Source organism: Sporosarcina ureae (genome assembly GCF_002082015.1).
Classification (GTDB): Bacteria; Bacillota; Bacilli; order Bacillales_A; family Planococcaceae; genus Sporosarcina; species Sporosarcina ureae_A.
The window spans coordinates 2,891,588-2,914,076 of the sequence record NZ_CP015109.1 but is presented as its reverse complement, the minus strand read 5'-3'; the positions used below and the strand labels follow the sequence as shown (position 1 = coordinate 2,914,076).

The following is a 22,489-nucleotide window of genomic DNA, read 5'->3' as shown; positions in this document are numbered from 1 at the left end:
ATGTTCCAAAAAAACAATATTCCTAGTTCATAAAGAACTAAGGAATACTGTCGCAAGGCCTAAATATATGACGACACTGATTACGTCGTTAAGAGTGGTAATAAATGGTCCTGAGGCAACAGCCGGGTCCACTTTAAGTTTATGCATAAATAATGGGATAAATGAACCTGAAATAGTGGCAACGAAAATGGAAACCATCATGGCTGCTCCTACAAGTAAAGCAATAACTAATTCATGTTTCCAAATAAAGATCAATAAGACTACGAAAATCGCACAAATTACACCTGTAATAATTCCAGTACCCGCTTCTCGTATTAGTAACTTGATCTTACTTTCGTCTTCAATATCACGCGTTGCAATACCACGAACCGCAACAGCCAGTGACTGTGTCCCACTATTTCCGGCAGTTCCGGCGATTAATGGGATAAACGCTGCCAATAGGGCAACTTGAGAAATCGTTTCGGTAAATAAATCAATTAAGTTTGCTGTCAACATTCCGAGTATCAATAAAATCAGGAGCCACGGAATCCGTTTTTTTGCAGCAGAGAATGGGTTCTTATCAAATGTATCCATTGTCGAGACGCCGGCAAGCTTAGAATAGTCATCCGATGCTTCTTCATCGATAACATCAATAATGTCATCTACTGTGATAATCCCTAAAATATGTTGCTGGAAGTCGACAACCGGTACAGCCAAGAAGTCATAGTCTTGAATCGTGCGAGCAACGTCTTCCTGGTCATCGGAAACAGACACGCTCACGACACGATCACTCATGATGGAACGAATGAGTGTGTCTTCATCCGCAATAATTAAGTCACGTAACGAAACGACTCCAGTTAAACGCTGAAATTCATCTACAACAAATATATAATAAATCGTCTCAGCGCTTGGTGCTTCACTACGCAAAATAGTCATCGCGGACCGAACAGTTGAATTCTCAGAAACCGTGACGAATTCTGTCGTCATGATCGAACCGGCTGTATATTCCTCATAGTGTAGTAATGCTTTAATTTGAATCGCTGCTTCTTTATCCATCAACGTTAGATAGCTGACGACTTTCTTTTTATCTAGTTCTTTCAGGACATCAACCGCATTATCCACAAACATGTATGAAATCATCTCTGCGGCATATGTCGCGTCCATCTCCTCAAGGAACTCTTCATATTCATCTTCTTCAATTTCACTTGTTTCAAATACTTCTGCAAGTTCTTTTGGTGATAGATAAAAATACATCAATTCCCGAAGCTCTGCACCAACTTCTTCATAAAAAGTCGCTCGATCATATGGATGTAGTACTAGATATTCCTGTCTGAACGAATGGATATCTTCGTTAATCAGCAATTCTCGCAATTTATCTACATCCAAAACAATTTCACTTTTCACTTGTTCTGGTTGAGTAGTCATGATTTCACACCATCCCTTCTGCCTATACAGTACGCCCTCACGTACTAGTAAGTTCCTCTACACCGTACATATTACGTTACATTAACAGAGTTGCTGTTGTTGAGAGAATCCGTACACTTGCTGACTTTGCCGTAAATAGTATTTCATATCTTCCGGCAACGGACTAGTAAAATGCATTCTCTCTTTCGTGATCGGATGAAGCAAGCTAACGCCAGAACAATGCAATGCTTGGCGTGGAAATAGGTTTGAGTTTGCACCGTATAAATCATCCCCAACAAGCGGATGACCGAGCCATTGCATATGCGCACGGATTTGATGTGTACGGCCTGTGTGCAACGTCAAGTCTATGACGGAGAAATCATCTGCTTCATTATGATAATGGGCCTGTACCGATACATCCGTTTTTGAATATTGCCCATCTTCTCGTACAATTCTTTCAATAATACTGCCTTCTTTTCTGCCAATTGGCTGTTCGATCGTCACGAAAGGTGTTGTCATGATACCTTCTGCGAATGCTGTGTATTGACGCTCAAACAAATCTTGCGCCATCTGCTTGCTCAATAGATGATGAATATGGCGGTTTTTTGCCACACAAATAATACCTGATGTATCCGTATCAAGCCGTGTCACCATATGAGCGGTTGAAAGAATACCTTCTCTTTCAAATTTCCCACAGACAAAATTCGCAAGCGTTCCAGAAGGATGATTGCGAGAAGGTATTGTACTTTGTCCCGCCGGTTTGTCAAGCACTAGAAGGGTTTCATCTTCATATAAAATGGATAAAACGCCTTCTTGTGGAGTCAACCCCTCACTTACCTGTTCTGGAGGAAATACTACTGTCACTTGATCATGTGGCTGCAACGTATGTCGCACGTTTTGAGACTGTCCATTCACCAGAATCTCTCCGCCGCGATATTTAATAGCTGTTAATGTCGTTTTAGAAATGTCATGCTGCGCCAAAAATTCACGAAGCAATCCACTTTCCTTCACAACGAATTGTAATTGAAACAACGTATTATTTTTTCTTTTCATCATCTTCACGTTCATAGATTAAATCACTCGCTACGAATGATTCTTCCACACGTTTCCAGAATGGGAAAGGACGGAAGCGTGCAAAGCCCATTTTTTCATTGGATACTTTGTATTCAATAGATTTAACATCTTTATGAAGGAGCTGCAAATGATCGACTGTTACCATGAAGTCAGGACCTTTTACAGGTGTCAATGTACAGATGTGATGATCCGGTAAAATGAGTGGAGATCCGACTGTACGGAATACACGATTATTAATAGAGGCCATTTCCGTCAATTGCATAGATGGCAATGAAGGGTGGATAATCGCGCCACCAAGAGATTTACTATACGCAGTTGAACCAGATGGTGTTGACATGCAAAGTCCGTCTCCTCTAAAGCGTTCAAAATGTTCTCCATTTAGTTCAACATCCATCACTAACGTCACTTCAGGTGACTTAACTGTGGATTCATTTAACGCTAAATAGGATGCACTTTTTTCAGAATGACGATAGTTAATCGTCACTTCAATCAAAGGATACTCGATGACTTCATACTCTTGTCTAGCGATCAAAATTACCAATTTCTCTATTTCAGACGGTTTCCAATCTGCATAAAATCCTAAGTGTCCCGTATGAATACCCACAAATGATGTCTTATCCAAGCGGTGTATGTATTTATGGAAAGCATGTAACAGCGTTCCATCCCCACCGATGGATAAGACAATATCCGGCTCTTCTTCATCGTATTTCAAACCGAAATCGCGTAAATACACGCGTGCTTCTTTCATTAGCTTATTGGATATTTCGTCATTTCGCGACTGAATTGTGAATTTCATTACGTCACTTCCATTCTTTTTGTGAATTTTTTTTGCCATATATTAATTCACCTTTTCCAGTACCGGCTTGAATACCTCTTCGACAGCTGTACTGAATTCCTCGCCATAGTTATCATTACCCTCAATATTAAAAATCAACGCCTGCATTTCTTCTGCAACGCCCGCTAATTGTATTTTCTCATCTTGCCAAATCAAAACAGGTTCAACTTGTTGTAATAACGTATCCACTAGTCCACTCCAGCTGTCCTTTGGGAAATATGCATAACGATAGCCGTTTTCATGATCAAATATATATACAAATGATTGTCGATCTGTGTCTGTTAACATTTTTCCAGTTGGGGAACCTAACGGCCACTCTGCCTCAGGATTCAATGTAAATTGTACTTCATTATCGATCTGACTTGTTTCAATGATTGTATTTTTTATATCCAAGACATCCACTTCCTTAATTATAGACTTTACGTTTAGTCTACCATATGCCACACGTAGTTGCATTTCGTTATTGTACATTATGGTAAGAAAGTTGGTATAATAGATATAATAAATGAATTCATTTAATATCTTTTATAAACAGGAGGAAAAAGTATGAATCTTGACCTCATTAACACTCGGTTACTCCTTGAAATCAATACATTGCAAACTCTTGGAGCGGTTCAGTCCTTTGGTAATCATCCATCGACTAGCTCCAATGAATTCCAAATGATGCTTACACACTTGTTAGAAGGCAATCAAATAAGCCCTGAATTCGTAAAACCATCCGAACAACTATTCAGCCAAGGAACCCCATTCATACCGTTCGGAATAGCCACAAATCCAGTTGAAGAAAATAGCGCTACATCACCCGCCACTTCGTCACCAGGAACTAACAATCTATACGCAGACATCATCAAACAAGCTGCTGACAAATATCAACTACCGGAAAAGCTAATTGCCGCTGTCATTAAACAAGAATCCAACTTTAAAAGCAATGCAAAAAGTCACGCAGGCGCAGCCGGACTCATGCAACTAATGCCGGGCACAGCCAAATATCTCGGTGTTTCCGACCCTATGGATCCAAAGCAAAACATCATGGGCGGAGCCAAATACTTGCGCAAGATGCTCAACCAATTCGGCTCAAACGAAATGGCACTTGCGGCTTATAATGCCGGACCGGGGAACGTAAAAAAATACGGAGGCATCCCCCCTTTCAAAGAAACCCAGAACTATGTGAGAAAAGTCATGAGCTACTACCAGCAAATGGTTTAATCTTCAAGTTGCCGACTTTTCACCGTGTTGATCAAGAACGATCTAGTTGATTGTAAGCGCAAGGCACCGATCAACGGCACCTATCCTGTCGCTACTTATCTTTAAAGTCACTATTCTCAACAATATATAAGATCTACTTAACCAATCTGCTATATAACAAGAACCAAAATAAGTTCTTTTATTTGTATAGAAATTCGTTCGTTGATAGAATACAGATACAGATGAACGAGGGGGTGTGAATTTAATGACTCGAAAACCTGTCATCCCTTTTGAGGAGATCGGCGAGAAAAAGTTACATGAACTAATTGATATATTTTATGCAAAAGTGGCTGTTCACCCAGATCTCATTCCAATATTCCCTGATGATTTATCCGAAACCATTAGGAAGCAAAAACAATTTCAAACACAATATCTAGGTGGACCCAATTTGTTCACTGAAGAGCACGGACATCCTATGATGAAAGCTCGACATAACCCTTTCCCTATAACACCTACACGCGCAGAAGCATGGCTAGCTTGCATGGCTGAGGCAATGGACGACGTAGGACTGGAGGGTCCACTTCGGGATGTCTACTATAAACGCCTTGTCTTAACAGCCAACCATATGGTAAATAGGAACGAGGAGGAAGATCAGTGAACTATCTAACTGTTATTGATGATACGTTACACTACTCTGCTTCAGTAAAGCCCATTGAACTCTATGTATTTCTAGATCCTTATTGTAAGGATTGTTGGTCACTGCAACCGATGCTACGTAAAATGCAAGTCCAATACGATCATTATTTTACGTTACGTATTGCGTTGAGAACACCTATGACAAAACTGAATCCACCTGCTTTGATTGATCCGAATGATGCGCAATCCACCAAGCGGTCAAATCCTTGTTTTCCTAATATTGCGGTAAAAGCTGCTGAGTTCCAAGGTAAGAGAGCTGGATTCCGTTACTTGTCTTGTTTACTAGAGTATTCCTTTTTGAAAAAGCGTGACGTCGCATCCTATTCAGTACTCATTGAAATTGCTGCACGCATTAATTTAGACGTAGATGAATTTATCGCAGATTTTACTTCTGAAGAAACATCACGTGCTTTGCAAATCGATACGTATTTAGGTAACGAAATGGAAGTGGATGAAGCACCAACTTTCGTCTTCTTCAACAGCAACATTGAAGACGAAGGACTGAAAGTGAGCGGTCTCTACGACTATGCAATCTACGAACAAATTTTAGAAGAGCTAATCGGTGGACAACTTTTACCAGAGATGCCTCCTTCTATTGACTCTTTGTTCAACCGCTTCGATCTACTCACAACGACAGAAATCGCGGAAATGTGTCACGTGACAGAAAAAGAAGCTGAACGCGAGTTAAAGAAACGCCTACTGAAACAAGAAATCGAACGAATTCCATTTCAGGATCGTACGTTATGGCGAAAAAAGCAACCTAATTGTTCACTAATTAAATAGTCCTTATACTAGTCGAAGCCCACCAATTACTTGGAGGCTTCGACTTTTTACTATGAAAATAACATAAAGAAAAGAGCATCCGCTCCTGGGGGGGAGTGAATGCTCTTCTTCAAAGGGAATGGGAGAAATGTTCACGTTCAAACAAAAGGGGTGTATGTTTGGTATGTGATTTATTCCACATTTACACCATATCATAAATGACTTATGACTTCAACAAATTATAACAGCTTTCATCCAAATGTCACAGTCTTTGCTGACCTTTGTCGAAACATGTAATTGAAAATTATCCCCTTTTTGCTAGTAGATGTTCCAGCTCATCCAATCGTGCTTCAAATACTCGGCAAGCTTCTTCAATCGGCTTGTCAGACGTCATATCGACACCTGCTTTTTTAAGTACTTCAATAGGATAATCGGATGAACCTGCCTTCAAGAAGTTTGTAATATAACGTTCTACTGCAGGCTCTCCCTCTTCTAGAATCTGCTTACTGAGCGCTACAGCCGCGCTATAACCTGTTGCGTATTGATAGACATAATAATTCATATAGAAGTGAGGAATACGTGCCCACTCCAAACCAATTTCCTCGTCACTAACAATCGCGTCACCGTAATATTTTTTATTTAAAGCATAATATTCCTCTGTTAATTTTTCAGCAGTTAACGGCACACCTTCTTGATCCAGCTTATGAATTAGGTGTTCGAATTCCGCAAACATGGTCTGACGGAACACTGTCGCACGGAATCCATCTAGCCAGTAGTTCAACAAGTAGATTCGCTGATCTTCGTCTGTCGTCACCTTCAATAAGTGATCATTTAGCAATGCCTCATTGACAGTTGACGCTACTTCCGCCACAAATATTGAATAGCCGCTATAAATGAATGGCTGATACTTACGGGAATAATAACTGTGTACACTATGTCCGAACTCATGTGCTAACGTAAATAGATTGCTTACGTTGTCTTGCCAGTTCAATAGGATGTAAGGGTTTGTTCCATAAGAACCTGAGGAATACGCGCCTGAACGTTTTCCTTTATTTTCACGAACATCCACCCAGCGATTATCAAGTCCTTCTTTTACAACAGCTCGATAATCATCACCGAGTGGATGGAAACTTTCAAGCATAGTTTCTTTTGCTTCCTCGTACGTATATTTCATCTCGGTATCTTCCACTAGTGGCGTGTAGATATCCCACATATGAAGCGTATCCACATTCAATACTTTTTTACGCAATGCAACATAGCGATGCAATAAACCAAGATTTTTATTGATTGTAGACAATAGATTTTCATATACTTGCTCCGGAATATGGTTATTGGATAATGCTGCCGCTCTTGCAGAACTATAATTTCTAATTCTAGCATTCACATTATGCCCTTTTACATTCCCGCTTAACGTCGAAGCAAATGTATTTTTGAACTCCCCATATCTTGAATACATTTCTTTAAATGCTGCTTCGCGAACTTTCGGATCCTTGCTCTCTAGGAATTGTGAATAACGACCATGCGTCAATTGAACGTCATTGCCATCTTCATCTTTGACCAAACCGAAAGCCAAATCCGCATTGTTTAACATACTAAATGTTTCAGAAGATTTTCCGGTTACTTCAGACAACTGCGCGATTAATTGCTCTTGTTCTGACGACAAAACGTGCGCACGCTCTGCATTCAACTCTTCAAATTCCTGTTTATATAAACGCAAACCTTCATGTGAATCAATCGTTTCATTCAATTGCTTTTCATCGATAGAAAGTAGTTCTGGCGTGAAATAGGCTAACGCTGTAGATATTTTCACAACTAACGTTCTAATTCGCCCGTCCATTGCCTGATAGAAACTATTCGTTGTATCCTGATCTGTTTTTAGATGGGCATACGTATACAATCTTCGTAGACGTTCCGCCAATTTATCACGATATGTTAACGCTTCAAATAGTGGACGAGCGCCATTTCCAAGTGTCCCTTTATACTGTTCTGCTTCTTTAGCCATCTCTTCAATTTTGCTGTATTCTTTATCCCATTCTTCATCAGAAGAAAATATATCTTCCAAGCGCCACGTTTCCTCTTCCGATACTTCATCGCGCGTCAATACTTTGTTTTCATTCGTCAATCCAATTCCTCCTTCTGCATTTACCGTTATTTGATTCCCTTGTATTTTCTCAATTCTTTGCATGCATTGCAAGAAATCGCCCTGAAAGTATTTCCAGCACAAAATCTCTTCCTGTAAATTTATCCAATCGGTAGATATCTATGCGTTGCTCCCTCAAGAAATCCACATAGTTTTGACATGCTTCCAATTGTTGGCTCGAATCCCCTTCAAATGTTTTGACAAATGAATGAAGAATGGAGCGATCGAATTGGAAAGGTGTCCTCCTCGTTTGGCGAATGGCCGCAATGAGTAGTAGTTGCCATTCACAATCTGACTCTGTAAATGCCGCTTGCCCAAATGTCGGAACACCAATCCATGCGGGTAATTGAATAGGTTGCACACGCATTTCATAACACGCACGCAAAAAGCGATGATGGATACCTCTTTGATTATACCCAATTACCGACCGGAGATACTTTCGACGTGCAGATTGATAGTGACGTGCGAGATCTTCTATATCTTTTGTAGATGGAGTCGCAGGAATAGCGAATGGAATCGTTTGATGTTTGATGCGCATAACGGAGTGACACATCGTAAATGTAGTACCACGAAGGTGAATGAAGTGACTGAGATAGTGAAATTGTTGCTTTGACGGATTATATGTTAAAAAAATTGATAATGTTTCTTTCGTACTTGAATGAATGTGGCGAATAAAGTGTTGGTGGAATTGAGTCAATCGATAGGTAAGAACAAATGCTAACGTGTCTTGAACTTGAGGAGGTGTTAGTACGATCCATATAGGGAGCATATTTACGCTATGGTAGCCTGCGTTACGCTCGAGAATACGTGCAATGGGGATTGTGCTGCATTGAAACTCGATAGGAATTTGCTCGTTTTGCCATGTGACCAGCAGATCAGGACGTTGCCGAATAGCAGGCAGATACGGTTCCATTTCAGTTTGTAAGTAAGGTTGTGAAAATAGTTCATAGAGCTGGATTTTACCGAGCAGATGGGTTGGGGACTCCCCTTCTGAAAAGCTGTCTCGGCAGGTGGTTTGCTTCAAGTGAGCAAAATGTGGGATTATGATGTCGCCGACTTTCAGGAGTACTTGTTCTTTGCATTGAGGACAATGAAAGGTTTCGTTTTTACGCCACTCTCGTAAGTTGGACAGGGACAACTGCCGTGTTAGCACGACTTGCTTCCCGCCACTTGTAAGAGCTGTTAACAAGGCCTTCACACTCCTTCTCTTCTATACTACGAATTTTCTGTTTAGTTGGCAAGAGGCAAGCCACATGTTTTGAACTGGGTTAGTACATTGAGGAGTTTTCCGCATTATCCAACTAAGAAATGCGTTTGACGGAAAGACTATGCGGCTGCAAATCTTTGGTACTTTTGGTTGGGGTCGTTGCGTTACTGGTTGTTGGGTACTGAAGTCACTGAGAGTTTGCTTTCTGGACCCGCGCAGGCACGTGGGGGATTGTCTACAGCCAGGAGCCAGCTGGCGATAGTGCCGCCAGTTGTCTCCTGGCCACGGCCTACCCCGCAGTTGTGCCTGCGCTACTAAGTGGTATGTATTTTGGTTGTGGTTCTAAGAATGATAAATTGCAAACCTTACCCAGCCTGCAAGCGCGGTTGGCGGAGTGAATATGTGGTTGCGGGTCTCTGCCACTTTTGGTAGGAGGCGTTGCTCGACAAGCTGTTGGGTCTAGAAATCTCTCAGTGTTCGCTTTCTAGACCCGCGCAGGCACGTGGGGGATTGCCTACAGCCAAGAGCCAGCTGGCAAAGTGCCGCCAGTTGTCTCCTGGCCACGGCCTACCCCGCAGTTGTGCCTGCGCTACTGAGTGGTATTTATTTTGGTTGTAGTTCTAATAGGAAAAAATATTAGCTACATCATGATATCTAGTATGTATTGCTTGCGAAATAAGTCTACGAACCACCCCACACACGATGCAACGAAGGCGACTGCTGTGGTAGGCGTAGCGAGGAGACAGAGACAGGCGCACTTTCCTGTCTGTGGCTCCTCGCGAAAGCCATCCACCAGCGCCGTAGTGGCGACAATGAATTTGCCACTTAGACTGCCAGCTAAACCACAACCTCTTAATTGAACAGGAAAAAGAAAAGCACTTGCAAGAACCACAACCCCATGCCGCTTATTACACCTGCTTTACAGAAACGTAACCCGACAAGTACTTGACCTAGCCCCACTTACTACCAAACAAAAAGCTAGCGTTAGTTGGCAACACAAAAAAGGCTACCAAGATACTGGTAGCCTTTTAGAGTATTATGAGAAATATTTAGTTACTTGTTCAAATACGTCAGATCCCATGACTTCCTTGCCGTACTCATCTATACGATGAATAGACATCTTAGACACTGCACCGTATTCTGTTACCATGCTGGCAATGTCCTTCGCACGTTTTTTCTCAATTTGAGAATAGTCGAAGCGTAAGTTGAGATAATAACGATCCTCGAATGCATATAGTTGCGAATCAAATTCGTCTTCTAGTGACATCATCTTCTTAGCTAATGGTATAATCTGGTCAAACTCATTGAAAACAAATAATCTATCTGTAACTTGCAACTCTTCTTCACTTTCCTCTTCAGACTCAGTAATCGCATCGAAAATTGGGTCGAATAATTCTTCTGGATCTTCAATTCCAAAAGGAAACTGTGATGATTCTGCGTTCTTCGGAAGATGTGCGCGCGTTACAATCACTTCAATGCCTTCATTCATAGCGTTGACTTGAATCCAAAGTGGTCCTTCCACTTCAAATTCCGTATCATCACCAAGTTCATCCATCATATCCCAAAAGAGCTCTTCGCTTTTGTCGCGGTTATACCAGACGTCTTCTTTACTAAAACCACGGGCTTCAATATCTCCATAGGATAAATTAAACTTTACCGTGTTTTCATTAATGCGCTCTATTTCCATCCCTTATCTCTCCCTTCTGTAGAACAGGCCCTCCCCTGTCATATACTAATACACACTTGCAATGCTTATTACTACTATATGTCGACTTCGACGTTTTCGTAAGGGTTAATTGTATTTCATTTTACTAATGTTTGCATTGAAGTGGCTCATCTAGAGGAATACAAGGGAATATCAATTCAAAAAAGCTGATAGGCACAATTGTATCCCGTGTCATCCCTATCAGCTTTTGTTATTAAGATTAGTTTACCATTCGCCGCGCTTCGAGCAGCTGATAGGCTCTAACTTTTCTCGGTAGGAAACGACGAATCTCATCTTCATTATACCCTACTTGGAGTCTTTTTTCATCTAGAATGATTGGTCTTCTTAAAAGACCTGGATGTTCTTGTATCAATTCATATAGTCTTTGAAGTGGAAGACTTTCCACGTCAACATTTAGCTTTTGAAAAATCTTGGATCGTGTTGAAATAATTTCGTCAGTACCATCTTCTGTCATGCGAAGAATTTGTTTGATCTCTTGAATATTTAATGGTTCAGAGAAGATATTACGCTCTGTATACGGAATCTCATGTTCCTCCAACCATGCTTTTGCTTTTCTACAAGATGTACAACTAGGCGATGTATAAAGTGTGACACCCATTTATTGACACGTCCTTTCCCACGGCTTACGCTCATTAGATTTGGTATATTTGCAATTCGTGTAGTTCACTTTAGAATTATTATAATTAATGTCTATACTGTTCATTATACACATAATCATTCTCAATTAATATAGTTTTTCGAAAAAACTTTTACGGAATTCACAATTTCTTATTTTTCAACATTTCAGTAGAGAATCATGCAGTTTTCTGCGATAAATGAACATCTTCTCCTTTTATACCCAGGGTAGAATTGTTTTAAACATCTCATTTGTAAATACATGTATTCTCATTTAGAAAATACTTCTGCTAATTATTCCCTCACTGTATAGTACGTACAGGTGTACTGAAAGGTTTCATGTTGTACAAATCTTTTTCATTTCATCTAATCAAAGTTGCATTTTTTTTAAGGTATCGATATAATCTTAAGCAATAAGTGAATGGCATTGAAGGAAAAAGTATTTTTGTGATAGTTTTTGTAGAGAGCTTGTATAAGGTGAAAACAAGTAAAACTGCACAAAAAGAATGGGCTCCTGAGCTTGATGGATGAAGAGAGTACTCCATCACGTCTTCCCACGTTACGGGAATTGAGCGGCTACTTAGTAGCAATTCGGGTGGTACCACGGTTACCTTTCATCAATCGTCCCTATGTCTAGGGGATGACTGATGTTTTTTTTATGCCTTTTTTCACGTACGATTCAGACTGTTTCGTTCCAGTCGACAATTAAAAGGAGGATACATGATTATGAAAACCATTTTTTCAGGCGTACAACCAACAGGTGTCATCACATTAGGAAACTACATTGGCGCATTTCGTCAATTCGTTGAACTACAAAACGACGAGGAGTGTATTTTTTGTATCGTAGATCAGCACGCAATCACAGTACAACAAAATCCTGATGACTTAAAACAAGCGATTCGTTCATTAGCCGCAACGTATATCGCAAGTGGAATTGATCCAAATAAATCCACATTGTTTATCCAATCAGAAGTTCCAGCTCATGCACAGGCTGGATGGATCATGCAATGCATTTCGTACATTGGCGAACTCGAGCGTATGACACAGTTTAAAGACAAATCAGATGGAGCAGAAGGTGTCTCTGCCGCACTTCTTACCTACCCTCCATTAATGGCTGCGGACATTTTATTGTATAACACGGATATCGTGCCTGTCGGGGAAGATCAGAAGCAACATTTAGAGCTAACTAGAGATCTAGCAGAGCGTTTCAATAGCCGTTATGGAAAAGTATTGACCATTCCAACCGTTCGTATTCCTAAAAATGGAGCTCGGATAAAATCTTTACAAGATCCACTGAAAAAGATGAGTAAATCTGATCCAAATAAAAAAGCGACGATTACGATTTTAGACACACCAAAAGAAATTGAAAAGAAAATTAAAAGTGCAGTAACCGATTCAGAAGGTATCGTGAAATTTGATGTAGAAAACAAACCAGGTGTTTCTAATTTATTAATTATCGAATCTTCATTGAGTGGTTTATCCATAGAAAAATTAGAAGCAAAATACGAAGGCCAAGGCTACGGAGCATTTAAAGCGGGTGTCGCTGATGCGATTAACGAACACTTAGCTGGAATCCAAAAACGTTATCACGAATTAATCAACTCTCCTGAACTCGATGCAATCCTCGACCAAGGAGCTGAAAAAGCAAACACCATCGCTTCCACCACACTCAAAAAGATGGAGGCCGCGATGGGCTTGGGACGTACACGGTAAGTAGCAATAAAATAATCGCTGCTACCAACATCATAAAATCCGTCGACTGCAATATAAAAATTAAAATCTGTCGGTAATTATAACCAAGCGCGGAATAGTTCAAGTAAAATAACAAATTAGCCAACGTCACGACAATCACACAATAACTACAAACAAATACTAAAAATCGCGTCACAGACATCTCGTCCTTTACCCTTTTCATTCATTCTATGTTCAGACTAGGTGTAATTAGACGAGTCCTAAAAGTCATAACCAAAAAAGACTGAAAACATCTCCCGAACCAAGGAGCATGTCTTCAGTCTCTTTTATTGTAAATTGATTTTATTTGGTTCGGGTTTTGGCTTTAAGTTTTTTAACGCTCCGATGTTCACTTGATAGAACAACACACTAGTTGACCGTAAGTGCAAGGCGACTCCCGATGGTTCAGCCCGATCAGGTGAGATAACTATAGGGAGCTTGCGACCTAGTTGGCTCACCGCGGGCCCATGGGAAAGCGTCCGCCTGGAACGTCGGTCAACGGCGCTATACACCTTGGCCATGGCCTTTGACCCTGAATTTCTTCCATTAAAAAAACGGAAAGAAGTCTCAAAGACTCTTCCCGTCCAACTTTATATCTTCTTAAACACCAACGAAGCATTATGTCCGCCAAAGCCAAGAGAGTTACTCATAGCATACGTAATATCCGCCTTGCGCGCCTCATTCACTACGTAATCCAAATCACACTCTGGATCCGGTGTCTCATAATTCATCGTAGGAGGTAAAATCCCTTCCTGCAACGCCTTGACAGTGAAGATCGCTTCAATACCGCCAGCTGCACCAAGCAAATGACCCGTCATTGACTTAGTTGAACTCATCGCCAACTTATATGCATGATCACCAAACACGGCCTTCGCTGCCATTGTCTCAAATAAATCATTATACGGTGTGCTCGTGCCGTGCGCATTAATATAATCCACTTGCGTAGGTTCAACACCCGCTTTTGCTAATGCTTGTTGCATCGCACGCGCGCCACCTTCTCCGCCTGGCGCTGGCGCTGTAATATGGTGCGCATCTCCAGTGGAGCCGTAGCCAACGATTTCTGCATAGATCTTCGCGCCACGCGCAACCGCATGCTCGTATTCTTCCAATATCATAATTCCTGCACCTTCACCCATTACAAAACCATCACGATTTTTATCGAACGGACGGGAAGCTTTTGTAGGATCATCATTTAAAGATAATGCTGTGCTTGCGATGAAGCCCGCTACTGCAAGTGACGTGATGGGTGCTTCAGTTCCACCTGTGATCATAACGTCTGCATCTCCACGCAGAATTACTTCAAATGCATCTCCGATAGAGTTGGTACCTGATGCACAAGCTGTCACAGAACAAGAGTTGATTCCTTTAGCACCTGTGAAAATGGAGACTTGTCCTGCAGCCATATCCGGAATCATCATGGGAACGAAAAACGGACTGACACGTCGATAGCCTTTTTCAAGGAAAGTATTGAATTGTGTCTCATGTGACTCCATTCCACCGATCCCAGAACCGATCCAAACGCCTGTACGAAGCGCTAGGTCACCTTCTAGTTCCAAGTTCGCATCTTTCATTGCCATCATCGCGGATGCGACTGCATAGTGCGTGAACCGGTCCATTTTACGAGCATCTTTACGTGACACGTATTCTTCGATATCAAAACCTTTAACTTCTGCCATTACACTGACTGGAAATTTCTCTTGATCCAGTCTTGTCATGACGTCAATACCCGATTTTCCTGCTAACACTGCTTCCCATGACTCTTCAGCTGAGTTACCTACCGGAGAAATTCCACCTATACCCGTTACTACTACACGTCGTTTTTCCAATTTCAAACTTCCTTTCTATTATCAGCTTTTATTTTCCAGGTTATTTACTTACCCCATTTTATACATAAGCCGCCCCATGTCAAGCCGCCGCCAAATCCTACCAAAACAATCACATCATCGTCTTTCACACGACCTTCAGCTAAATCGTCTGTCAATGAAATCGGTATAGATGCAGCCGATGTATTACCGTACTTATGAACGGTTTTAGACATTTTCTCAACTGGCAAGCCTAAGCGTTCACGGGATGCTTCCATAATACGAATATTCGCTTGGTGAGGAATAAGGTAGTCTACTTCATCTGTCTTCAAACCGGCTTTTTCCGCAACACTAACTGCTGTCTCCCCCATTTGACGTACCGCAAATTTGAATACTTCACGGCCATTCATTTGTAAATATTGATTGTGGTGGAGATGTTTTCCGCCCGAGCCGTCTGCTCCCAATTCAAATGACAGTATTCCTCTTCCTTCACTCACTTTACCAACGACTGTTGCGCCTGCACCGTCACCGAACAAGACCGCTGTGTTACGGTCTTCCCAGTCAACGATTTTCGATAACTTTTCCACGCCTACTACAAGAACATAATCATATGTGCCTGATTCAACAAATTGCTTTGCTGTTACTATACCGTAGATGAAGCCTGCACATGCTGCAGAAATATCCATCGCCGCTGCATTTTTAGCACCTAGACGTTCTTGGATCATCGTTGCGACAGACGGGAAAATATTATCTGGCGTAACCGTAGCTACCAAGATGAGACCGATTTGATCGGCACGAATATCTGCTGACTGTAATGCGTCTTTTGCTGCTTCAAACGCCATGTCCGATGTATCAATAGTATCTTCTGCAATTCGACGCTCTTCTATTCCCGTACGCGTGCGAATCCATTCGTCTGATGTATCTAAACGTTTTTCTAAATCATGGTTTGTTAAAACAGTTGGTGGAACATATTTCCCCATCCCTAAAAGTCCAGCTCTCATCTCATCTACCCCGTTCCTTATCATCTAATATTAGTACCTGGTAGTAATTATAGAAGAAAAAATAGGTTTTTTCAAGACGAGGACACGTTTCCGTCAAATATAATGTATAATTTCATTTCAACGTTTTAGCTTACTATGGTATGATGTACTATGAAATAGACTAGTCGAGGTGAAAATCATGCACTATATTATGACATTTGTTTGGTCGTTCCTCTTAGTAGCTATGTTAAACTATGTTGCCGGCTCCATTGGGGGCAATGCATTTGACTTCATGGCGGGCGTTACCGTCTCAATCGTTTTGGCTATCCTTGTATTGATTATTACTACAATCATTCCAGACGAATCACCAGCAGACGTTTGATTTACGACCAAAAAGCGTAAGAACTGTTCAACAGTTCCTACGCTTTTTATTTTGATCTTATCGAATAACTTCCACAACCAATTCTCCTTCTTGCATAGAGAGCTTGATTTGCTGTCCTTCCACAAGACCGCCTCGTATAACCTCTTTCGCAACTTTCGTTTCCACATGTCGCTGAATAAATCGTTTCAATGGCCGCGCACCGAAGTCCGCATCTGCCCCTTCTCGAACAATCCAGTCGAGTACGTCGTCGTCATAGACCAACACTACATCTTGCTCTTCCAGACGCTCAACCAAATCACCAAGCATCTTGTCAGTGATTGCTTTAAATGAATCAGTAGTTAATGAGTGGAAGATAATGATATCATCCATTCGGTTCAATAACTCCGGTTTGAAATGACTACGAAGTGCGGCCATGATCAAATCTTCTTTGGCATGCTCTGAATCGTCTAACTCATTTTCAAGTAAATAAGCCGACCCGATATTCGATGTCATGATGATGACAGTGTTCGTAAAGTTGACTAAACGTCCTTGACTATCTGTAATGCGACCATCATCTAAAATTTGCAGTAAAATATTCGCTACATCAGGATGCGCTTTTTCAATTTCATCCAATAATACAACAGCATATGGATTCCGTCGTACCGCTTCCGTTAACTGACCGCCTTCTTCATAACCGATGTATCCTGGAGGTGCACCGACTAGACGTGACACACTGTGTTTCTCCATATACTCGGACATATCGATTCGTACAAAGTGGTCTTCCGAATCAAATAACGTCGCAGCCAATGTTTTCGCAAGCTCTGTCTTCCCTACGCCAGTCGGCCCAAGGAATAGGAACGATCCAATAGGCTTGTTCGGATCTTGAATCCCAGCACGCGCACGCCAGACAGCTTCTGTGACGAGTTGGACTGCATTGTCTTGTCCAATGACGCGTTCTTTCAATGTTTCATGCAAACGCAATAACTTCTCACGCTCTCCTTCAACCAGTTTTGTTACCGGAATACCTGTCCAGCGAGCCACGATGGAAGCAATCTCTTCTTCCGTCACTTCTTCACGTAAAAGACGTAAATCTTTTGTTCCTTCTAATGGACTTTCCAATGCTTTCAATTCTTTTTCCAATGCTGGAATTTTACCATACTGTAATTCAGCAGCTTTATTCAAATCAAAACTGCCTTGCGCTTCCTCAAGTTCTCTACGGTAGCGATCCAGCTCTTCACGTGTGCTTTGAATCGTTTTCAATGCCGCTTTTTCTTGATCCCACTGTTCTCGCATACCTTGTGAAGAATCTTTCAAGTCTTGTAGCTCTTCTCGCAAAGTCTGTAGACGCGACTGACTCATCGTATCTTTCTCTTTACGCAATGCTTGCTCTTCAATCTCGAGTTGCATAATTCTACGAGTCACCGCATCCAATTCAGATGGCATCGAATCGATTTCCGTACGAATCATGGCGCTCGCTTCATCAATTAAATCGATTGCTTTGTCCGGCATGAAGCGTTCCGTTAAATATCGATCTGATAAAGTTGCGGCCGCAACAATTGCACGGTCATGAATACGCACACCGTGGTGCAATTCAAAGCGTTCTTTTAATCCACGCAAAATCGACACCGTATCTTCAACAGACGGCTCACGTACCATCACTTGCTGGAATCGTCTTTCCAGTGCCGCATCTTTTTCGATATACATTCGGTACTCATCGAGTGTAGTCGCACCAATACAGTACAATTCACCGCGCGCCAACATCGGCTTCAACATATTCCCTGCGTCCATCGCACCTTCTGTTTTCCCAGCTCCAACGATCGTATGAATCTCATCAATGAACATGATGATTTCACCATCGCTATCTTTTACTTGTTTCAAAACACCTTTCAGACGCTCTTCAAACTCTCCACGATACTTTGCACCCGCAATCAGCGCACTCATATCCAGTTCGAAAATTTGGCGGTCTTTCAACCCTTCCGGCACGTCACCTTTTACAATACGCTGTGCCAAACCTTCCACAATCGCAGTTTTACCGACTCCCGGCTCCCCGATGAGAACTGGATTATTTTTTGTTTTTCTTGATAGTATTCGGATGACATTTCGAATTTCTTCATCCCGGCCAATAACCGGATCCATTTTCCCGTTTTTCACTTCTTCCACAAGATTACGACCGAATTGCTCTAATGGTGAACGCTGATCTTCTTGCATTCCATCCATGCGCATATACATCCGCCTTTCATTTATTTGACTTTGACTATCTTTGATTAATTAAATTATAGTATATCTTTTGGGTAAAGTAAAAGATTAACACTCGAATTAGCCAACTATTTTTAGATAGAAAAAGCCGCTCGCAATTATGCGAGCGACGTGTATTACACTAGTTGGCGAGGCGCAACGACTACCCCATCTTCGTCTGCGTAGACATAGTGGCCTGGTGTCCATTCCACATTTCCGAAATGAAGCACCTCGTCTTTTTGTCCTTCGCCACGTTTGATACTTTTGACCGGCATGCTACCGATCGCCATGACACCGATTTCCTGCGTGCCAAGATCCGCTGTGTCGCGTGCACAGCCATAGATAATGACGCCCGCAAGTTTACGGTCTTGTGCGATTTCGCCGAGCATGTCCCCCATGAGTGCGCAGCGCTTTGATCCTCCACCGTCTACAACCAATACATGGCCTTGTGGAATCGTTTGCAGTGCTTCTTTGACGAGTACGTTGTCTTCAAAGACTTTCACTGTCGAGATCGGCCCCGAGAATCTTTTGTGCTTTCCGTAGGATTTAAACTCTACTGTGCATACTTGCAGTTCGTCGATGAAGTCATCGCAAAGGTCTGCTGTTTTAACTGACATTTCCCATTCCCCCTAGAACATTCTGTTTGACGCTACCCTATTCCTATTCGACAAAATCCTGCATTTCCTTTTTTAAATCTATATATTGTTATAGAAGTTGCAGATATTTGCTAAGGATAATTACTGACCATAATGGGATTACAACTCCAGCTGGTGGACGCTTTCCTGAGGGCGTGGCCTTGCTCAAAAGCAGCCTACAAAAGTGCATGCTCCTAACGCTTCGCTTTTACTCGCAAAAGCCGTCCTTCGCTACGGCTTTCGCTGATCCTCCAGGAGTCGCCACCAGCTTCCGTTGCAATCCTAGATACAAAGTTAAGATAACAAGATTACATACTGCAGATAGGAAGTGAATGATTGTTGTAGTTTCTATTAGTTCAAGTTAAAAGATAGTCAATTTACAAAACGATTACAAGCCAAATTTCACTGAATAACAGAAAAATATCACCCACTCAGATTGTAAAGGATTGGCGCGTAGGAGGGGCGACTCCTAGAGGATCAGCTCGACAGGTGAGACAACCAATAGGGAGCTCGCGACCTGGTTGGCTCACCGCGAGCCCTCAAACGCGTCCCCTCTGAAGCGCCAATCCCCATCCCAACAGCCCGTCAGCCGTCCCGTTCCACTTGAAAAACCACACCATGTTACAGTTAAGGTAACAAAATTACATACTGCAGATAGGAAGTGAGCCATTGTTGTGGTTCCATTAGTTCAAGTTTAAAGAGTCCAAGTTATAAAACGATTACAAGCCAACTTTCACTGAATAACAGAAAGTGTCACCCACTCAACTTGTAAGGGATTGGCGCGTAGGAGGGGCGACTCCTAGAGGATCAGCTCGACAGGTGAGACAACCAATAGGGAGCTCGCGACCTGGTTGGCTCACCGCGAGCCCTCAAAAGCGTCCCCTCCGAAGCGCCAATCCCTATCCCAACAGCCCAACCGCCCAACAGCCGACCCTTTCCATTAAAAAAACCACACCGTATTAAAACGATGTGGTTTGTATGATAAATTAACGTACGCCTAGGGCAATCTTGGCATAACGTGACATCTTTTCGCGGGACCATGGTGGATTCCAAATGATATCTACCACTGTATCCTTCACCTCTGGAAGTTCCATTAGCTCCTGCTCAATATTCGCTACAATCTGTGGACCCATTGGGCAACCCATTGACGTCAGGGTCATTGTAATTTTTGCGACTCCTTCGTCAAGCAACTCCGCATTGTACACCAATCCAAGATTGACGATATCAATACCCAATTCAGGGTCGATGACGTTTTCCAATGCACCAAATAAATACTGTTTGATCTCTTCTTCTGTGTTCATCGAAATGCTCCTCTCTGCTGTGTAGTAATCTTATCTTACCAACATACTACCTTGCACGCAAATGCAGTGCAAGCCAATCGACTGCTGCCAGCATCCCTGGACGTGAAACAGCGTGCCCCGCCTGTTCATTAGGCATCCATTTCAATAGCTCCGGCTGATCTTCATAATCCTCTTGTATTTCTTCGTAAAACTCTTTCGTCAACGCGAACGGCACCATCGTATCTTGTTCCCCGTGCCACATGAAGAGTGGACGCTGATGCAGTCTGCCTGGATTTTGCGATAGATCCACTTGGTCAAGGGCTGCGAATAGTTGCTCGCGTTCTTCTTGAGACACGGGAATCTCCTTACCGCCACGCTCTGCGTAAGAAATTTGTCCTTTGGCTAGGCGCGTGAATGCAGGTGAGCCCATCATGACGGAAGCTGCGTCGATCCAATCGTAATTCGCCAGACAGCCGAATGTCGTGATTCCACCCATTGAAGTGCCCCCCATGCCAATGGGTGTATCATCACCGATCAATTGTTTTTCATATAGTTCATCATGTAAAACATCTGCTTCTTTAATAGAAGTCAATACGATATCCCAAAAACTTAATGCTAATTGAAATTCATCTACTGATTCCGAGCGTTCACCGTGCAGTTTTGCTTCAGGTAATAGTACTCGAATTCCTTGTTTCGCTAGATTATATGCGTAATGTAAATTATGTTCTTTCGCACTAGTGAATCCATGAAAAAATAGTACAACAGGAATATGTTCTTTCTCTTTTGACTCTTCTACGATGTGAAGTACCGGGATCTCTTGCCATTTTTCTGAACGAATAATCATGACGTTTCCTCTTTTCCTACAATCATTTACTGTTATGTTAGAATAACAACATATACCAAATAAGACAAAACCTTCGCCTTATTGCTCATTCTTTTGACTTACTTACACGGTTAACGATAAACTATAAAGACATAACACTCTGATAGTAAAAGCAGTAATAGGAGAGGATTTCTTGAAACCACATTTGATAGTAGTAGACTTAGATGGAACATTATTAACGGATGAAAAAGTGATTTCAGCCAAAACAGAACAGACACTTCGCACAGCTGTGTCACAAGGACATCATGTCATGATTGCGACTGGACGACCTTACCGAGCTAGTGAAGTATATTACCAACAGCTTGGTTTGACGACACCAATCGTCAACTTTAACGGAGCTTTTGTCCACCACCCTACCGACCGTTCATGGCAAACAATTCACGAAACGATTGCATTGCCAATCGTCAATGAAGTAGTAGATGCCATGCAGAATTTCTCAGTCGAAAATATCATCGCAGAAGTGAAAGATGATGTGTATACCCACTATCATGATGAGCGATTTTTGGAGATTTTAAACTTCGGCAATCCGCTCATCACAGCGGGTGACATTCGGAATTCATTAAAAACCGACCCAACTAGCTTGTTAATCCAAGCCGATTCAGTAACAGTTAATCCGATTCGACAGCATCTAGAAGATTTGCATGCAGAAGTCATCGATCACCGCCGTTGGGGAGCGCCATTTAATATTATAGAAATAGTTCGTCACGGCCTCAATAAAGCAGTAGGCATTGATGCAGTTTCGAAATGGATGAATGTGCCGCAAGATCGGATCATAGCATTTGGAGATGAAGACAACGACCTCGAGATGATTGACTATGCAGGTACAGGTGTCGCGATGGGAAATGCCATCGACCGTTTAAAATCCATCGCGGACGAAATAACCGACACGAACAATGAAGACGGAATTTCACGTATACTGGAAGAACGATTATCCTTACAGAAAAACATCGTCGTATAAG

Annotated in this window: 20 protein-coding genes and 1 other annotated feature; of the genes, 6 read left to right on the top strand and 14 right to left on the bottom strand. The window is 42.0% G+C overall.

Annotated elements, in window-relative coordinates; translation table 11 throughout:
• Nucleotides 1-27: 27 nt before the first annotated feature.
• The 4 genes from mgtE to SporoP17a_RS14060 all read right to left on the bottom strand — a co-directional run bounded on the left by mgtE (nt 28) and on the right by SporoP17a_RS14060 (nt 3,685).
• Nucleotides 28-1,404, bottom strand: coding sequence for a magnesium transporter (mgtE, locus tag SporoP17a_RS14075; protein ID WP_083035265.1), 1,377 nt, complete (start codon nt 1,402-1,404; stop codon nt 28-30).
• Nucleotides 1,405-1,485: 81 nt separating this feature from the next.
• Entirely contained in the window at nt 1,486-2,451 is a 966-nt protein-coding gene (locus tag SporoP17a_RS14070) for an RluA family pseudouridine synthase (RefSeq protein ID WP_237262342.1), read from the bottom strand.
• A complete protein-coding gene (locus tag SporoP17a_RS14065; RefSeq protein ID WP_029052471.1) occupies nt 2,420-3,253 on the bottom strand; it encodes an NAD kinase in 834 nt (277 codons plus the stop codon). The genes SporoP17a_RS14070 and SporoP17a_RS14065 overlap by 32 nt, the downstream gene beginning before the upstream one ends.
• A 42-nt stretch (nt 3,254-3,295) precedes the next feature.
• Nucleotides 3,296-3,685, bottom strand: coding sequence for a UPF0738 family protein (locus tag SporoP17a_RS14060; protein ID WP_083035264.1), 390 nt, complete (start codon nt 3,683-3,685; stop codon nt 3,296-3,298).
• Nucleotides 3,686-3,838: 153 nt separating this feature from the next.
• Between SporoP17a_RS14060 and SporoP17a_RS17195 the strand changes: the two genes are divergently transcribed.
• From SporoP17a_RS17195 to SporoP17a_RS14045, 3 genes are all read left to right on the top strand, one after another.
• Nucleotides 3,839-4,498 (top strand): lytic transglycosylase domain-containing protein, encoded by a 660-nt coding sequence (locus SporoP17a_RS17195; protein WP_083035263.1) that lies wholly within the window; start codon nt 3,839-3,841, stop codon nt 4,496-4,498.
• A gap of 244 nt (nt 4,499-4,742) precedes the next feature.
• A complete protein-coding gene (locus tag SporoP17a_RS14050; RefSeq protein WP_083035262.1) occupies nt 4,743-5,135 on the top strand; it encodes a globin domain-containing protein in 393 nt (130 codons plus the stop codon).
• A complete protein-coding gene (locus SporoP17a_RS14045) occupies nt 5,132-5,956 on the top strand; it encodes a DsbA family protein (RefSeq protein WP_083035261.1) in 825 nt (274 codons plus the stop codon). Before SporoP17a_RS14050 ends, SporoP17a_RS14045 begins: the two co-directional genes overlap by 4 nt.
• Before the next feature lie 283 nt (nt 5,957-6,239).
• Here SporoP17a_RS14045 and pepF read toward each other — a convergent pair whose 3' ends face one another.
• The 4 genes from pepF to spxA all read right to left on the bottom strand — a co-directional run bounded on the left by pepF (nt 6,240) and on the right by spxA (nt 11,606).
• On the bottom strand, nt 6,240-8,057 hold the full coding sequence (pepF, locus tag SporoP17a_RS14040; RefSeq protein ID WP_237262341.1) for an oligoendopeptidase F: 1,818 nt from the start codon (nt 8,055-8,057) through the stop codon (nt 6,240-6,242).
• 49 nt (nt 8,058-8,106) lie between these two features.
• Nucleotides 8,107-9,264 (bottom strand): competence protein CoiA, encoded by a 1,158-nt coding sequence (locus SporoP17a_RS14035; RefSeq protein ID WP_167693440.1) that lies wholly within the window; start codon nt 9,262-9,264, stop codon nt 8,107-8,109.
• A 1,054-nt stretch (nt 9,265-10,318) separates the two neighbouring features.
• The gene (mecA, locus tag SporoP17a_RS14025) at nt 10,319-10,969 is read right to left on the bottom strand and encodes an adaptor protein MecA (RefSeq protein WP_083035257.1); all 651 of its coding nucleotides are present in this window, start codon (nt 10,967-10,969) and stop codon (nt 10,319-10,321) included.
• A 238-nt stretch (nt 10,970-11,207) separates the two neighbouring features.
• On the bottom strand, nt 11,208-11,606 hold the full coding sequence (spxA, locus tag SporoP17a_RS14020) for a transcriptional regulator SpxA (RefSeq protein WP_009765721.1): 399 nt from the start codon (nt 11,604-11,606) through the stop codon (nt 11,208-11,210).
• 435 nt (nt 11,607-12,041) lie between these two features.
• Nucleotides 12,042-12,255 (top strand) — a binding site (T-box leader).
• A gap of 94 nt (nt 12,256-12,349) precedes the next feature.
• Here spxA and trpS point away from each other — a divergent pair.
• A complete protein-coding gene (gene trpS, locus SporoP17a_RS14015) occupies nt 12,350-13,336 on the top strand; it encodes a tryptophan--tRNA ligase (RefSeq protein ID WP_083035256.1) in 987 nt (328 codons plus the stop codon).
• Between the two features lie 608 nt (nt 13,337-13,944).
• Here trpS and fabF read toward each other — a convergent pair.
• Nucleotides 13,945-15,180 carry a beta-ketoacyl-ACP synthase II gene (gene fabF, locus SporoP17a_RS14010; RefSeq protein WP_083035255.1) on the bottom strand — a complete coding sequence of 412 codons (1,236 nt, stop codon included), beginning with the start codon at nt 15,178-15,180 and terminating at the stop codon, nt 13,945-13,947.
• A 44-nt stretch (nt 15,181-15,224) separates the two neighbouring features.
• Nucleotides 15,225-16,157 carry a beta-ketoacyl-ACP synthase III gene (locus tag SporoP17a_RS14005; protein ID WP_083035254.1) on the bottom strand — a complete coding sequence of 311 codons (933 nt, stop codon included), beginning with the start codon at nt 16,155-16,157 and terminating at the stop codon, nt 15,225-15,227.
• 178 nt (nt 16,158-16,335) lie between these two features.
• Between SporoP17a_RS14005 and SporoP17a_RS14000 the strand changes: the two genes are divergently transcribed.
• Nucleotides 16,336-16,518, top strand: coding sequence for a DUF2929 family protein (locus SporoP17a_RS14000; protein ID WP_029052481.1), 183 nt, complete (start codon nt 16,336-16,338; stop codon nt 16,516-16,518).
• A gap of 57 nt (nt 16,519-16,575) precedes the next feature.
• Here the strand turns inward: SporoP17a_RS14000 and SporoP17a_RS13995 are convergent, their stop codons facing one another.
• The 4 genes from SporoP17a_RS13995 to SporoP17a_RS13980 all read right to left on the bottom strand — a co-directional run bounded on the left by SporoP17a_RS13995 (nt 16,576) and on the right by SporoP17a_RS13980 (nt 21,491).
• Nucleotides 16,576-18,714 carry an ATP-dependent Clp protease ATP-binding subunit gene (locus tag SporoP17a_RS13995; protein ID WP_083036125.1) on the bottom strand — a complete coding sequence of 713 codons (2,139 nt, stop codon included), beginning with the start codon at nt 18,712-18,714 and terminating at the stop codon, nt 16,576-16,578.
• A 155-nt stretch (nt 18,715-18,869) separates the two neighbouring features.
• Complete coding sequence (gene rraA, locus SporoP17a_RS13990) at nt 18,870-19,349, bottom strand: ribonuclease E activity regulator RraA (protein WP_083035253.1); 480 nt, start codon at nt 19,347-19,349, stop codon at nt 18,870-18,872.
• 1,004 nt (nt 19,350-20,353) lie between these two features.
• Nucleotides 20,354-20,668, bottom strand: coding sequence for a metal-sulfur cluster assembly factor (locus SporoP17a_RS13985; protein WP_083035252.1), 315 nt, complete (start codon nt 20,666-20,668; stop codon nt 20,354-20,356).
• A gap of 46 nt (nt 20,669-20,714) precedes the next feature.
• Nucleotides 20,715-21,491 (bottom strand): prolyl oligopeptidase family serine peptidase, encoded by a 777-nt coding sequence (locus SporoP17a_RS13980; RefSeq protein ID WP_083035251.1) that lies wholly within the window; start codon nt 21,489-21,491, stop codon nt 20,715-20,717.
• A 172-nt stretch (nt 21,492-21,663) separates the two neighbouring features.
• On the opposite strand from SporoP17a_RS13980, the gene SporoP17a_RS13975 reads away from it, so the two are divergent.
• Nucleotides 21,664-22,488 (top strand): Cof-type HAD-IIB family hydrolase, encoded by an 825-nt coding sequence (locus SporoP17a_RS13975; RefSeq protein WP_083035250.1) that lies wholly within the window; start codon nt 21,664-21,666, stop codon nt 22,486-22,488.
• Nucleotide 22,489 lies beyond the last annotated feature (1 nt).

Excerpts from the sequence above, each read along its gene's own strand:
- mgtE (WP_083035265.1), bottom strand. The coding sequence starts at position 1,404 with ATGACTACTCAACCAGAACAAGTGAAAAGTGAAATTGTTTTGGATGTA.
- SporoP17a_RS14070 (WP_237262342.1), bottom strand. The coding sequence starts at position 2,451 with ATGAACGTGAAGATGATGAAAAGAAAAAATAATACGTTGTTTCAATTA.
- SporoP17a_RS14065 (WP_029052471.1), bottom strand. The coding sequence starts at position 3,253 with ATGAAATTCACAATTCAGTCGCGAAATGACGAAATATCCAATAAGCTA.
- SporoP17a_RS17195 (WP_083035263.1), top strand. The coding sequence starts at position 3,839 with ATGAATCTTGACCTCATTAACACTCGGTTACTCCTTGAAATCAATACA.
- SporoP17a_RS14050 (WP_083035262.1), top strand. The coding sequence starts at position 4,743 with ATGACTCGAAAACCTGTCATCCCTTTTGAGGAGATCGGCGAGAAAAAG.
- mecA (WP_083035257.1), bottom strand. The coding sequence starts at position 10,969 with ATGGAAATAGAGCGCATTAATGAAAACACGGTAAAGTTTAATTTATCC.
- spxA (WP_009765721.1), bottom strand. The coding sequence starts at position 11,606 with ATGGGTGTCACACTTTATACATCGCCTAGTTGTACATCTTGTAGAAAA.
- trpS (WP_083035256.1), top strand. The coding sequence starts at position 12,350 with ATGAAAACCATTTTTTCAGGCGTACAACCAACAGGTGTCATCACATTA.
- SporoP17a_RS14005 (WP_083035254.1), bottom strand. The coding sequence starts at position 16,157 with ATGAGAGCTGGACTTTTAGGGATGGGGAAATATGTTCCACCAACTGTT.
- SporoP17a_RS14000 (WP_029052481.1), top strand. The coding sequence starts at position 16,336 with ATGCACTATATTATGACATTTGTTTGGTCGTTCCTCTTAGTAGCTATG.
- SporoP17a_RS13995 (WP_083036125.1), bottom strand. The coding sequence starts at position 18,714 with ATGGATGGAATGCAAGAAGATCAGCGTTCACCATTAGAGCAATTCGGT.
- rraA (WP_083035253.1), bottom strand. The coding sequence starts at position 19,349 with ATGTCAGTTAAAACAGCAGACCTTTGCGATGACTTCATCGACGAACTG.
- SporoP17a_RS13985 (WP_083035252.1), bottom strand. The coding sequence starts at position 20,668 with ATGAACACAGAAGAAGAGATCAAACAGTATTTATTTGGTGCATTGGAA.
- SporoP17a_RS13980 (WP_083035251.1), bottom strand. The coding sequence starts at position 21,491 with ATGATTATTCGTTCAGAAAAATGGCAAGAGATCCCGGTACTTCACATC.